Source organism: Mesorhizobium sp. M1322 (genome assembly GCF_040318085.1).
Lineage (GTDB): Bacteria > Pseudomonadota > Alphaproteobacteria > Rhizobiales > Rhizobiaceae > Mesorhizobium.
In genome coordinates this window covers 1-14000 of sequence record NZ_JAMYLP010000116.1, presented here as the reverse complement: position 1 = coordinate 14000, position 14000 = coordinate 1, and the positions used below count along the sequence as shown (strand labels likewise).

Genomic DNA, 14000 nt, shown 5'->3' with positions numbered 1-14000 from the left:
GTCGCCGTCATGCGCAAGCTCATCACAACCCTCAACGCTATGGTGCGCACCAACAAACCCTGGAATCCGGCTTTCGTTTGAAGCACGGTTGCTCATCCGTCTCGGCGCTGCGCGCCGATCCACCTTCTCCCACAGGGGGAGAAGGCAAGGTCGCGCGTTCGATCACCCCCTGGCTGCCTCTTGGATCTTGGCGATGTCGATCTTGGTCATCTGCATCATCGCCTGCATGACACGGCCGGCCTTTTCCGTGTCGGGGTCCTGCAGCAGCCTCGGCAACTGCTCCGGCACGACCTGCCAGGACACGCCGAATTTGTCCTTCAGCCAGCTGCACTGGCTGGGCTCGCCACCGCCCTCGATGAGCCTGTCCCAGAAATAGTCGACCTCCTCCTGCGTCTTGCAGTTGATGGAGAGCGAGACTGCCTCGGTGAATTTGAATTGTGGCCCGCCGTTGAGCGCCTGGAACTGCACGCCGTCGAGCTCGAAATAGGTCACCAGCACCTTGCCCTCATTATCGCCGCTGCCCTTGGGCCAGCGCATCACGCTCAGCACCTTCGAGTTCTTGAAGATGGAGATGTAGTGGTTCATGGCCTCCTCGGCCTGGTCGTCGAACCACAGGCAGGGGGTGATCTTTTGCATGTCTTGCTCCTCGGGCTGTTTCGGTTGCTATCACGTGAAAACGGCCTGACTTGGCGTTGGTGTTACTTGCCCTGCCGTTTGCCCAAGGACGGCTGCGCAGCACGCAATCCGACAGTGGCATCGAAATTTTCGAAAGAATCTGGCGCACTGCAAAATTGTGGCCAGACCAGGCTTCGGCGTCTATAACGCCTGCGGTCCGAATTCAGCGCTGCCATGCTCCCGTCGAGCGGCCAGCCAGCCAAGGAAAATTCATGCCCGCCTATCGTTCCCGCACCACCACCCATGGCCGCAAGATGGCCGGCGCCCGCGGTCTGTGGCGCGCCACCGGCATGAAGGATTCCGATTTCGGCAAGCCGATCATCGCGGTGGTCAATTCCTTCACCCAGTTCGTGCCGGGCCACGTCCATCTCAAGGATCTCGGCCAGCTGGTCGCCCGGGAGATCGAAAAGGCCGGCGGCGTTGCGAAAGAATTCAACACCATCGCCGTCGACGACGGCATCGCCATGGGCCATGACGGCATGCTCTATTCGCTGCCGTCTCGCGAGCTGATCGCCGACTCGGTCGAGTACATGGTCAATGCCCACTGCGCCGACGCCATGGTCTGCATCTCGAATTGCGACAAGATCACGCCAGGCATGCTGATGGCGTCGCTGCGCCTCAATATCCCGACGGTCTTCGTCTCCGGCGGGCCGATGGAAGCCGGCAAGGTGGTGCTCGCCGGTAAGACGCAGGCGCTCGATCTGGTCGACGCCATGGTCGCTGCCGCCGACGACAATATCTCCGATGAGGACGTCAAGACCATCGAGCGCTCGGCCTGCCCGACCTGCGGCTCCTGCTCAGGCATGTTCACCGCCAACTCGATGAACTGCCTGACCGAGGCGCTCGGCCTTTCGCTGCCCGGCAATGGCTCGACGCTTGCCACCCATGCCGACCGCAAGCGACTGTTCGTCGAGGCCGGCCATCTGATCGTCGATCTCGCCCAGCGCTACTACGAGCAGGACGACGACACCGCGCTGCCGCGCAGCATCGCCTCGAAAGGCGCCTTCGAGAACGCCATGACGCTCGACATCGCCATGGGCGGCTCGACCAATACCGTGCTGCACATCCTGGCTGCCGCGCATGAGGGGGAGGTCGATTTCGATCAGGACGACATTGACGCACTGTCACGCAAGGTGCCGGTGCTATGCAAGGTTGCCCCCGCCAAGGCGGATGTGCATATGGAAGACGTCCACCGCGCCGGCGGCATCATGGCGATCCTCGGTCAGCTCGATAACGCCGGACTGATCAACCGCGACCTGCCGACCGTACATACGCGGACCCTCGGCGAAGCGCTCGACCATTGGGATATCTCCCGCACGTCAAGCCAGAATGTCCGCGACTTCTTTCTGGCGGCCCCGGGCGGCGTGCCGACGCAGGTCGCCTTCAGCCAGGATCGCCGCTGGGACGAACTCGATCTCGACCGGGAGAAGGGTGTCATCCGTTCGGCCGAATATCCATTTTCCAAGGACGGTGGTCTTGCCGTGCTGAAAGGCAACCTTGCGCTCGACGGCTGCATCGTGAAGACCGCGGGCGTCGATGAATCGATCCTGAAATTCACCGGCCCGGCCAGGGTGTTCGAAAGCCAGGACGCCAGCGTCAAGGCGATCCTGTCCAACGAGATCAAGGCCGGCGATGTCGTCGTCATCCGCTATGAAGGGCCGCGCGGCGGTCCCGGCATGCAGGAAATGCTCTACCCGACCAGCTATTTAAAATCGAAGGGCCTCGGCAAAGCCTGCGCGCTGGTCACCGACGGCCGCTTTTCCGGCGGCACCTCAGGCCTGTCGATCGGCCATGCCTCTCCCGAGGCGGCGGAAGGCGGGCTGATCGGGCTGGTGCATGAGGGCGATACGATCGAGATCGATATCCCGAACCGCACCATCCGGCTTGCCGTCGACGACGCGGAGCTGGCCGCCCGCCGCGCGGCGATGGAGGCCAAGGGAGCTGCCGCCTGGAAGCCCGAGGAAAAGCGCAAGCGCAAGGTGACGATGGCCTTGCGCGCCTACGCGTCCATGGCGACCAGTGCTGCCAAGGGTGCGGTAAGGTATGTGCCGGAATAGGTCTGCTTCTTCAAAGGGATGACGACAGATGACTTTCGATCTCATCGTCCGCGGCGGCATGCTGCCCGACGGCACGATCGCCGACATCGGCATCATCGGCGAGACGATCGCGGCCATCGAGCCGGAGCTGAACGTTACCGCAGGCACGGCGATCGACGCCCATGGCAATCTGATCTCGCCGCCTTTCGTCGATCCGCATTTTCACATGGACGCCACGCTCTCGCTGGGCATCCCGCGCATCAACGCGTCGGGCACACTGCTGGAAGGCATTTCGCTGTGGGGCGAACTGAAGCCGCTGTTGACGCACGAAGCGGTGCGCGAGCGCGCGCTCGCCTATTGCGACTGGGCTGTCACAATGGGCTTGCTCGCCATCCGCACCCATGTCGATGTCTGCGATACCAGGCTGCTGGCGGTCGAAGCCCTGCTCGATGTGAAGAAGACGGTCGCGCCCTATATCGACCTGCAACTGGTCGCCTTCCCGCAGGATGGGTTCTATCGCTCGCCGACGGCGCGCGATAACACCATCCGCGCGCTCGACATGGGTGTCGACATCGTCGGCGGCATTCCGCATTTTGAGCGCACCATGGCCGACGGCACGCGTTCGGTGACGGAACTTTGCGAAATCGCAGCAAAGCGCGGCTTGATGGTCGACCTGCATTGCGACGAGACAGATGATCCGCTGTCGCGCCATATCGAACAACTGGCCTATGAGACGCAGCGCCTCGGCCTGCAGGGCAGGGTCGCCGGCTCGCATCTTACTTCGATGCACTCGATGGACAATTACTATGTTTCGAAGCTGTTGCCGCTGATCGCCGAGGCTGGGGTCTCGGTGATCCCCAATCCGCTGATCAACATCATGCTGCAGGGCCGCCACGACACATTCCCCAAACGCCGCGGCCTGACGCGGGTCAAGGAAATGTTTGCCCACGGCATCCGCGTCGGCTGGGGTCAGGATTGCGTGCTCGACCCCTGGTATTCGCTGGGCACCGCCGACATGCTCGACGTCGCCTTCATGGGCCTTCACGTCGCCCAGATGTCGAGCCCGGCCGACATGGCGCGCTGCTTCGACATGGTCACCAACGTCAACGCCGCCATCATGGGCCTCGACCATCTCGGCCTGGCGGTCGGCAAGCGCGCCAGCCTCGTCGTCCTCGATGCCGGCGACCCGGTCGAGGCCCTGCGCCTGCGCCCCGAGCGCCTCTGCGTCATCGCCAGGGGCAAGGTGGTGGCCGAGCGGGCCAGGCAGGAAACCCGGCTTTCGATCGCGGGACGGCCGGGAACAGTGAACCGCAGGCATCGCCGGCCCACTTCATGACCAATGATGGCAGGCCCAACGGGACGTTGGGACTGCATCAGGCCGCGCGCTTTGATCAGATGAAGTCCGCCGCTCTGGTGTAGGCCCAGCCGATTTCCGGCTCTGGTCTGGCCGGTCTCCCGATTTCCGCTCGTCAAAGCGGCGGCTTGCGTCTACGACGCTGCTCACCGAGCTTTCAAGCGGGAGGAAGCGACATCGGCATGGCAGAGCCAACAGCCCAGAATTCGACGATCAGGAACGTGCTTTTGGCTGGCATTCTGCTGATGCTGGCCGGCGATTTCCTGTTTGCGTTGAACGATGCGATGGGCAAATGGCTGGTCGCCAGCTTTTCCGTCGGCCAGGTCATCCTGATCCGTTCCATTGGCGCCTTTTTCGTGCTCGGCCCGATGATCGCGCGTCAAGGCACGGCCAAGCTGTTCCGCATGGAGCGCCTGGAACTGCAGGTCCTGCGCGTCGTCATGACGACCCTCGACACGGCGCTGTTCTACGCCGCCGTCGTCTATCTGCCGCTCGCCGACGTCATGAGTTTCTACATGGCGGGGCCGATCTACGTGGCGGCACTATCCCACCTGTTGCTCGGCGAAAAGGTCGGCTGGCGCCGCTGGATGGCGATCCTGGTCGGCTTCGGCGGCGTGCTGATCATGCTCAAACCGTCCTCGGCCGCGTTTTCGCTGTCGTCGACCTTCGCGCTGGCCGGAAGCATTTCATTCGCCTTCGCCATCATCCTCAACCGGCGGCTGCGTGGCACCAGCGACACCTCGCTTGTTACCTGGCAAACCATCGGCACGCTGCTGGTCGGCGGGTTCTTGACCATCGGCAACTGGCAGACGCCGTCCTCGCTCGATTTCGGCGCCATGCTGCTTCTTGGCATCGTCTCCTGCGGCGCGCATTTGATGATCACCAGGGCGCTGAAACTGGCGCCCGCCTCGACGCTGGCGCCGCTGCATTACAGCCTGCTGCTGTGGGCCGTCATCTTCGGGCTGGCCTTCTTCGGCGACATGCCCGGCCCGCGCATCCTGATCGGCTCGGGCATCATCGTGCTGGCCGGCCTGTTCATCTTCCATCGCCAGAAAGTGGTCGACAGTGTGCAGCCCGAAAACGTACCGAAAGGCGTCAACTAGGGTCCAGATTTCTGGTAGCTTAAGGTTCAGATTTTTTGGTACTTAACCCACGCGCAATGCCGCCAGATGCCTTGAGAAGTCGGCCGTCTCCATCAGCGCCCTGCAGCGCGAAAAGCGCCCGTCGGCATAGGTGCGGAAATCGTCGGCCGGATTGCTGTTGGCAAGCTGGATTAGCCCCCACAGCGTCCACAAGAGATCGCACATCGCCTTGTAGATGACGACGCGGCCCCGCTCCGCCGGCGTTGGCTCGCCACCGAAATAGGCGCCCATCATTTCGTCCTCCTGCGCCGTATCAAATTGTCCTTCGACGCTGAGGTCGCCGAGATCCCAGAGCGGATCGTTCATGCCGGAATATTCCCAATCGACGATCCACATCCTGTCGCCCGTATCGAGAAAGTTTTCGCACAGCGGATCGCAGTGGCAGGCGACAAGAGGCAGGGGATGCGCGGCAAGCGCCGAGCGCACGGTTTCCGCCTCACGCACGACGTCGTGGTAACCGGCAGGCAGGGCGACATCCTTGGTCGACAGCACCTTCAGATAGTCGTCGATCATCGCAAAAAGCTCGAAGCGGAAGGGAAACACCGCGCCGGAACCGTGCAGCTTACGGAAGGCCTTGCCGGCGCGCGCCGGACTGCCATGCCTTGTCTTGAACTTTTCCGGCGACATCGTCTCGGCTCCAACGACGAAACGCGTCACCATCACGCCTGTCTCGCCGTCGACATGCAGCAGCTCGGGGCTGACGCCGGCCTTGGCGGCTTCCCGTGCTGCCACCGCCTCGTTGGCTCGGTTGATATACTCCTCTGTGCCTTTGCCGGGGATCCGCAGGCAGACATCTCCAGCCCTGAAGACGAGGTTGGTGAGGCCACCAAGCCGCTCCAAGGGTCCCTCGTAGCCGGCCAGCCCCGGAATGGCTGCAAGCGCCGCGCGTGCTTCCTCGTCCACCATCGCTTCCGCCCTCTTTGCGTCTTTATTTGTGGCGACGACGGTTCCACAAATTTCGCCGTTTGGCTATCATCGGCGGCATGCGATTCACTCCAGCGCCGTGCGTCCCTGTTGGACGTGCAAAGGACGCTGCAGCACTTAGATTTTGCGGATAGGACTGCGATGGCGGACAGGAAAAATGAGGGCGCGCTCGCCGCAGCCTATGCGGCGAAGCGGCCAGAGGAGGTGGCGGCGCTCTACGATCGCTGGTCCGACAGCTACGACGCCGACATGTCGGCGGCCGGTTACCGCCATCCGACCATCTGCCTTGCCCTGCTTGCCCGCCACCTGCCGCGCGGCGCGGCACCACTCCTCGATGCCGGCGCCGGCACCGGGCTCATCGGCGAGTGGCTGAAGATCGCGGGCTATCCGCAGGTCGAGGCGCTCGACATTTCCGCGGGCATGCTGGCCCAGGCAGCGCGCAAGGGCGTCTATTCGGCGCTTCACTGTCTGGCGCTCGGCGGACCGCTGCCTTTCGCGGATGACGCCTATGCCGGTATCATATCGGCCGGCGTCTTCACCTCGGGCCATGTCGGCGCCGAGGGGCTCGACGAACTGATCCGTATCTGCCGGCCGGGCGGGATAATCGTGCTGACGGTCAAGAATACGCTGTGGGACGCCGGCTTTTCCGCACGGATCGCCGAACTCGAGGCGAAGGGCGTCGTCACGCGTGCCGAGGAGACGTCGCCCTATGTCTCCATGCCGGGCGAGGCGGACACCGTGCCGAGCCGCGGCCTCGTTCTGCGCGTGAACTGATCTAGGCTCTGATTCTTGCTCCCGCCGGGTCGTAAAGCGGCTCGAGGTGGATCTTTGCCGGCGTCCGTTCCATCGCCACCACCAGCTCGTAATCGCCGGAGGCGAGGAAATCGTCGCTGACGCCATCGGCGTTGCGCACGTAACCATAGCCGATATTCTTGCCGACCGTGTAGCCATAGCCGCCGCTGGTCAGGTAGCCGACCGGCTCGTTGTTGCGCAGGATCGTCTCGCGCCCGAGCAGCACGATCTCGCAATCGTCGACCGTGAAGCCGGCAAAGCGTTTTTTCAGCGCGGCGCCGCTGATCTCTTCCAGCGCCCGCCGCCCGAGAAAATCGGTATTCTTGCGAAGCTTCACCGCCCAGCCGAGGCCGGCCTCCTGCGGCGTGTCATTGGGCGTGATGTCGGAGCCCCAGGCGCGGTAGCCTTTTTCCAACCGCAGCGATTCCAGCGCCCGGTAGCCGACCGGGCGAATGCTGTGCTTCTCGCCCGCCGCCATCAGCGCGTCGAAGATCTCGTCCGTCGCCGCGATCGGCACATGCAGCTCCCAGCCGAGCTCGCCGACATAGGTGACGCGCAGCGCCCGAACTGTGTGGCCGGCGATGAGGATTTCACGCACATGTCCGAACGGGAAAGCGGTGTTCGACACATCCGCATCGGTCACCGCAGCCAGCACGTCGCGGGCGCGCGGGCCCATCAGCGACAGCGTGCCGAAATCCTCGGTGACATCGGTGAGCGTCACGTCGAGCTCGTTGCCGACATGGTCGCCGATCCACGAGAAATCATGCGTTCTAAAACCGGTGCCGGTGACGACGTAGAATTGCTCTTCGCCGAGCCGGGCCACGGTCAGGTCGGCCTCGATACCGCCGCGCGTGTTGAGAAGCTGCGTGTAGGTCAGCCGACCGACCGGCTTGGCGACATCGTTGGCGCAGATCCAGTCGAGGGCCTTCAGCGCGTCCGCACCGGTCAGTTCATATTTGGCGAAGGACGACTGGTCGAAGATACCGACATGTTCGCGCACGTGCCGGTGCTCGTCGCCGACCGGCGCGAACCAGTTCTGCCGGCCCATCGAATAGATGTCCTTCGGCTCGACGCCTTCGGGCGAAAACCAGTTCGGCCGCTCCCAACCGAGTTTGGAGCCGAACACGGCGCGGTGCATTTGCAGCCGTTCATAGAGGGGCGACACGATCCGTGGCCGGCCCGTGACATACTCCTCATGCGGGAAGCCGATCGTGTAGTGCTTGCCATAAGCTTCCAGCGTGCGGTCGCGAACCCATTGCCGGTCGCGGTGCAGGTCGGAAAAGCGTCTGATATCGACCACCCACAGGTCGAGCGGCGCCTCGCCGTCGACCACCCATTGCGCCAGCACCCAGCCGGCGCCGCCGCCCGCCGCGATGCCGAAAGCGTTGAAGCCGGCGCCGACGAACATATTGGCGCATTCGGGTGCCACGCCGAGAATGAAACTGCCGTCCGGCGTGAAACTCTCCGAACCGTTGATCATCTGCTTGACGCCGACGGTTTCGAGCGCCGGAACCCGCGCGATCGCCTGGTTCATGTGCTGCTCGAAATGATCGTAATCGTCGTCGAAAAGCCGGAACTGCCAGTCATCAGGCACGTCGCCCCCGGGAAGATCGGTCGTCCAGGCTTGCGGGTTCGGTTCATAGCCGCCCATCACCAGCCCGCCGACCTCCTCCTTGAAATATATGCGGCGGTCGGGGTCGCGGATCGTCGGCGCATCGGTCGCCAGCCCGTCTATTCTTTCGGTAACGATATACTGGTGCTTGACCGGCTGCAGCGGCACGTTGATACCGGCAAGGGCGCCGACCTGCCGCGCCCATTGCCCGGCACAGTTCACCACCTTGCCACAGGCGATACCGCCCTTGTTGGTCTTTACCGCGGTGATGCGGCCATCCTGCATGTCGAAGCCGGTGACGCGGACATCCTCGAACAGTCTGGCGCCATGCATGCGCGCGCCTTTGGCCAGCGATTGCGTGATGTCGGAAGGGCTTGCCTGGCCGTCGGTCGGCAGCCAACTGGCCCCAACGAGATCGCCAGTTTCCAGCAGCGGCCACATTGTCTTGACCTCGGCCGGTGACAGCAACTGCATGTCGATGCCGAAGCTTTTCGCCGTCGTCGCCAGCCTCTTGTACTCGATCCAGCGGTCGGCATTGGTGGCGAGCCTGAGGCACCCGGTCATCTTCCAGCCGGTGGCCAGCCCGGTTTCGGCTTCGAGCCCCTTGTAGAGGTCGACCGAATATTTGAGCACGCGGGTGATAGAGGCCGACGAGCGCAACTGGCCGACCAGCCCCGCCGCATGCCATGTAGAGCCCGAGGTCAGTTTGCCCTGTTCCAAGAGCACGACATCGGCTTTGTGGTCACGCGCCAGATGATAGGCCGTCGAACAGCCGATGATGCCGCCGCCGATGACGACGATCTCGGCGTAGGCGGGCAATGTCATGATTTCTGTCCGTATTTCGTTCGGTAGTTTTCCAGCGCGGCATCGAGCCGCGTCAGGTTTTCGTCGGTATAGGCGACGTAGTCGATGCCGGGCGCGTCGAGATAAAGTTCGGAAACCATGCTCCACATCGCCTCGCGCAGCAGCGATGCGCATTGCATGGCCGCATGTGAGCGGCGGATCGCCTCGTCCGGCTCCTTCATGAAATAGGCGGTCAGGAAGGCGAATGACTCCTCGTCGTTCATGCTGGCGTTCGAGGCGACCCCGGCAAGGTCGAACATTGCCGTGTTGAAGCCGGCATACTCAAAATCGATCAGCCACAGCCGGTGGCCGTCGTCGAGAATATTAGCCGGCAAAAGATCGTTGTGGCCAAAGACGATCGGCAGCAGTTTCTGCGCCCGTTCGAGCTCGTCCGCAAGCGTCAGCAGCCGCGGCAACTCGCTTCGCATGCGGCTGCCGGCTTCCTCCAGTGTGCGCGCATAGTCGCGGATGACATGGAACACCCAGAACATAAAACCGGCGCCGGAGACATGATTGGGCATCTCCCGATGGAAGCCGCGCATCAGGGCGGCGACGCGGCCGATATTGGCGCGTACGTCTTCCGCGACATACGTCTTCGCCCCGAGAAATTCCGTCACCAAGATGCCGGGCTCGGAATAAAGAACCGCCGGCGCGAAGCCGGCGGCGTGTGCCGCACGGGTGGTCATCACCTCGCGCTCGCGAAAGACGTGATGGAATGGAAAGTCCTGGCCGAAGCGCACGACATGCCGACCGGCCGCGTCCTTGACCAGATAGTTGGCGTTGCTCAGGCCGCCCGGCAGCGGCGCGATCTCGATGCTGCCGGTCCAGCAGGGCAGGGCGCGGATGCGGTCCTCGGCGGTCACAGGTTCATCCCTCGTTGGGCGGGGTTCAAGACGCCGCGGGCGAGACAAAGATGGCGGCCGGCAGGAGGGAGCAATGCGAACATCTCGTCGGTGCGGGATGCCAGGATCGGTACCCCGCACCGCACCGACGAGCCCCTGTGCCGGGTTCTTCGACGCCGGCATCCGCCCCCGCGGATTCGAAAAAATCCTTTTCCCTTGCGCCGGACGATTTTCCCGACGTTCGGGCAAGCGAATTTTGGTGCGGCTCTGCCATCGTTCTCCCGTGGCAGTTCCGAAGCCTGTCACGAGCCAGTGTCACGCCATGTGATCCGGCTTGTCAACGAAAACTTGTGGCTTTTTCTGTCTTCTTGCCCGAAACCTTTAGGATTCCTTGTGAACTGTGGCCGATTTGCCTTAGAACCGGTCAGCAGCGCAACAATCCGATTGGGCGAACCCGATGATCCATTCGAAGCGGCATGGCGAGATACTGCGTCTCTTGCAGGAGGAGGGCACCGTCACCATCGCCAGCCTGGCCGACCGGCTGGGTGTTTCGCTGGAAACCGTGCGCCGCGACGTCAAGCCGCTGACCAGCGACGGTTCGATCCTGAAGATGCATGGCGCGGTCCGCCTGCCCTCAATGGCCGGCGAGGCGCCGTTCGAGCGGCGCATGCGCGAGAATGCCGATGCCAAGCGCGCCATCGCCGGCATGGTTGCCGGCACCATCCGCGACGGCGAATCGATCATGCTCGACACCGGGACCACCACGTCTTTCCTGGCCCGCGAGCTGCTCGGCCACCGGCGGTTGACGGTGGTCACCAACTCCTCGGACATCGCCCGCACGCTGGCCACCGTCAACGGCAACAAGGTCTACATGGCCGGCGGCGAATTGCGCAGCGATTCAGGCGCCGCCTTCGGCGTCTCGGCCATCGAATTCGTCAGCCGCTTTTCTGTCAACCATGCGGTGATCTCCACCGGCGCGGTCGACGCCGTTACGGGCGTCATGGACTATGATCTGGAAGAGGCGGAATTCGCCCGCATGGTGTTATCGCGCGGCCAGCGCTCGCTCGTCATCACCGACCACACCAAGTTCGGCCGCCAGGGCCTGGTCCAGGTCTGCGGCCTCGACGGTTTTTCCGAACTCGTCACCGATCGGCCGCCGCCGCGCGCCATCGCCGCCGCGCTTGGGCAAGCGGGCGCGCGGCTCAGCATTGCCGGTGACGAAACCGGGATCTGACCTGGCCAGAGCGGTGAGCCGGAGATCGGTGGCTTTTCTTCCCTATCATACCGGTGTTTAGTCCGGCGATGGCCTTCACCATCCGCCAATTGCAATTCTTCATCGCCGTGGCCGAGCAAGGCACGGTGTCGGGTGCTGCGCAGAATCTGTCGATCTCGCAATCGTCGGTGACCGAGGCGATCAAGGAGCTCGAAGGCGATCTCGGCGTCGAACTGTTCGAGCGCCATCCGCGCGGCCTCAACATCACCCACAAGGGCCATCAGTTCCTGCGCCACGCGACAAAGATCCTTGCCGACGTTTCCGATGCGCGCCGCGCCTTCTTCGGCGAGCAAGCGGCGGCGGGCGGCCGGCTGCAGCTCGGTGTCACTTCACTGGTCGCCGGCTATGTGCTGTCGGACCTTCTCGCCCGCTATCGCCGCGCCTATCCGGGCGTCGAGATCTCGGCCATCGAGGACAATGGCGACTACCTCGAACATTTGCTGATCGGCGGCAAGCTCGACATCGCCGTCATGGTCACCTCGAACCTGCGCGACCGCACCGCCCTGCAGTCCGAAATCCTCGAAGTCTCGGCCTACCGGCTGTGGTTACCGCTTGGCCATCCGCTGTCCGGCGCCGACATCATCGGCATTGGCGACATCGCCTCGGAGCCGCTGATCATGCTGACCGTCGACGAGATCGAGGAGAATACCGGAAAGCTGCTGGCGGCGATCGGCGCCAAGCCGCATGTCGCCTTCCGCACCCGCTCGGTCGAAGCGGTGCGCAGCCTCGTCGCTACCGGCGCCGGCGTGGCGCTGCTGCCCGACCTCGTCTACCGGCCATGGTCGCTCGAAGGCGACCGCATCGAATCGCGCGATGTCTCGGGCTCGTTGCCGGTTGTTCAGGTCGGCACGGTCTGGCGGCGCGGCTCCGGCTTGCCGCAGGCCGCGCGCGACTTTATCGGGCTTGCCCAGTCGCAGCGCATGGTTCGTCAGCGGCCGGACAAGAACGGCCGCTAATCCATCGGAAAAACCGATATCGCCTTTCTGACAAATGAATTTGCGAAACCGGAAATTTCAAAGCACCTTGATAATCAGGGAACAAGCCGCCGTTAGAGCGACGTGCGTCCAATTGGACGCACAAAGTAAGACATTTAGTTTTCGCATCGTGCTTTCCGAAAATCGATTCGATTTTCGGCCCGAATGCGAGAGTGCGGCCCCTTAGAGTCGCGCATGATCCTTACCGAAAACCGAAACGGTTTCGGGGTCATGCGCAAAAATGGGAGATCGACGATGAATTCATTCCTGAAGTCATGCACTGCATTGACGGTTGCTTTCGCCTTCTCCGGCCAGGCCATCGCCCAGGTTACGGAGCTCGGCAAGGGCGAAGGCCAGGTCAACATTGTCGCCTGGCCCGGTTACATCGAACGCGGCGAAACCGACAAGGGCTACGACTGGGTCACCTCTTTCGAGAAGGACACAGGCTGCAAGGTCAACATCAAGACCGCCAACACCTCCGACGAGATGGTCGCGCTGATGAATGAAGGCGGCTTCGACCTCGTTACCGCCTCGGGCGACGCTTCGCTGCGCCTCGTCGCCGGCAAGCGGGTCCAGCCGATCAACACCGATCTCATCCCGAGCTGGAACACGGTCGACGACCGGCTCAAGGATGCGCCGTGGTTCACGGTTGGCGGCGTCCACTACGGCGCCCCCTACCAGTGGGGACCGAATGTGCTGATGTACAACACCGAGGTGTTCAAGGAAGCGCCGAAGAGCTGGAACGTCGTCTTCGAGGAGATGACCTTGCCTGACGGCAAGTCGAACAAGGGCCGCGTGCAGGCCTATGACGGGCCGATCCACATCGCCGATGCGGCCAACTATCTGATGTTTCACAAGCCGGAGCTCGGCATCAAGGATCCCTACGAGCTGACCGAAGACCAGTACAAGGCCGCCCTCGATCTGCTGCGCGTCCAGCGCACGCTGGTCGGACGCTACTGGCATGACGCTGCCATCCAGGTCGATGACTTCCAGAACGAAGGCGTCGTTGCCTCCGGTTCATGGCCCTACCAGGTCAACACGCTGATTGCTGCCAAGAAGCCGGTCGCTTCGACCATTCCCCAGGAAGGCGTCACCGGCTGGGCCGACACGACCATGCTGGCGGCCGACGCAGCCCACCCGAACTGCGCCTATATGTGGATTGAGCACTCGCTGTCACCTAAAGTGCAGGGCGATGTCTCCGCCTGGTTCGGCTCACTGCCGGTGGTGCCGGCTGCCTGCAAGGGCAACGAACTGCTCGGCGACGAAGGCTGCAAGACCAACGGCTACGACAATTTCGAAAAGATCAAGTTCTGGAAGACGCCAGTGTCGAAGTGCGCCACCCAGGACCAGTGCGTGCCTTACTATCGCTGGGTGTCGGACTATATCGGCGTCATCGGCGGACGGTGAGTTCCTTACCCTCGCCCTTGTGGGGAGGGTCGACGCGCAGCGTCGGGGTAGGGGCCGCTCGGCAGTTCCTGCCAAATGACCCCCACCCGCGGCACCCTACCTCCCCACAAGGGGGAGGTAGGGTGC

11 protein-coding genes are annotated in these 14000 nt (G+C 63.2%); 7 read left to right on the top strand and 4 right to left on the bottom strand.

What is annotated here, in order from left to right; all coding sequences use genetic code 11:
* Window positions 1–162 precede the first annotated feature (162 nt).
* Window positions 163–636: a VOC family protein gene (locus NKH12_RS27280; RefSeq protein ID WP_352956000.1), complete on the bottom strand. Its 474-nt coding sequence runs from the start codon at window positions 634–636 to the stop codon at window positions 163–165.
* 251 nt (window positions 637–887) lie between these two features.
* On the opposite strand from NKH12_RS27280, the gene ilvD reads away from it, so the two are divergent.
* From ilvD to NKH12_RS27265, 3 genes are all read left to right on the top strand, one after another.
* Window positions 888–2732: a dihydroxy-acid dehydratase gene (gene ilvD / locus NKH12_RS27275; protein WP_352955999.1), complete on the top strand. Its 1845-nt coding sequence runs from the start codon at window positions 888–890 to the stop codon at window positions 2730–2732.
* 28 nt (window positions 2733–2760) lie between these two features.
* Window positions 2761–4047, top strand: a complete 1287-nt coding sequence (locus tag NKH12_RS27270) for an amidohydrolase family protein (protein ID WP_352955998.1) — start codon at window positions 2761–2763, stop codon at window positions 4045–4047.
* Between the two features lie 200 nt (window positions 4048–4247).
* Window positions 4248–5168 (top strand): DMT family transporter, encoded by a 921-nt coding sequence (locus NKH12_RS27265; RefSeq protein WP_352955997.1) that lies wholly within the window; start codon window positions 4248–4250, stop codon window positions 5166–5168.
* A 42-nt stretch (window positions 5169–5210) separates the two neighbouring features.
* Here NKH12_RS27265 and NKH12_RS27260 read toward each other — a convergent pair whose 3' ends face one another.
* Entirely contained in the window at window positions 5211–6113 is a 903-nt protein-coding gene (locus tag NKH12_RS27260) for a phosphotransferase (RefSeq protein WP_352955996.1), read from the bottom strand.
* A gap of 159 nt (window positions 6114–6272) precedes the next feature.
* Here NKH12_RS27260 and NKH12_RS27255 point away from each other — a divergent pair, with 159 nt between their 5' ends.
* Complete coding sequence (locus tag NKH12_RS27255) at window positions 6273–6905, top strand: class I SAM-dependent DNA methyltransferase (RefSeq protein WP_352955995.1); 633 nt, start codon at window positions 6273–6275, stop codon at window positions 6903–6905.
* Window position 6906: 1 nt separating this feature from the next.
* Here NKH12_RS27255 and NKH12_RS27250 read toward each other — a convergent pair whose 3' ends face one another.
* On the bottom strand, window positions 6907–9360 hold the full coding sequence (locus NKH12_RS27250) for a GcvT family protein (protein ID WP_352955994.1): 2454 nt from the start codon (window positions 9358–9360) through the stop codon (window positions 6907–6909).
* Window positions 9357–10241 (bottom strand): phosphotransferase, encoded by an 885-nt coding sequence (locus NKH12_RS27245; protein WP_352955993.1) that lies wholly within the window; start codon window positions 10239–10241, stop codon window positions 9357–9359. Before NKH12_RS27245 ends, NKH12_RS27250 begins: the two co-directional genes overlap by 4 nt.
* A 436-nt stretch (window positions 10242–10677) precedes the next feature.
* On the opposite strand from NKH12_RS27245, the gene NKH12_RS27240 reads away from it, so the two are divergent.
* The 3 genes from NKH12_RS27240 to NKH12_RS27230 all read left to right on the top strand — a co-directional run bounded on the left by NKH12_RS27240 (window position 10678) and on the right by NKH12_RS27230 (window position 13874).
* Window positions 10678–11454 (top strand): DeoR/GlpR family DNA-binding transcription regulator, encoded by a 777-nt coding sequence (locus tag NKH12_RS27240; RefSeq protein WP_352955992.1) that lies wholly within the window; start codon window positions 10678–10680, stop codon window positions 11452–11454.
* Window positions 11455–11522: 68 nt separating this feature from the next.
* Window positions 11523–12449, top strand: a complete 927-nt coding sequence (locus NKH12_RS27235) for a LysR family transcriptional regulator (protein WP_352955991.1) — start codon at window positions 11523–11525, stop codon at window positions 12447–12449.
* A 273-nt stretch (window positions 12450–12722) separates the two neighbouring features.
* Window positions 12723–13874 carry an ABC transporter substrate-binding protein gene (locus NKH12_RS27230; protein ID WP_352955990.1) on the top strand — a complete coding sequence of 384 codons (1152 nt, stop codon included), beginning with the start codon at window positions 12723–12725 and terminating at the stop codon, window positions 13872–13874.
* The last annotated feature ends 126 nt before the right edge of the window (window positions 13875–14000 follow it).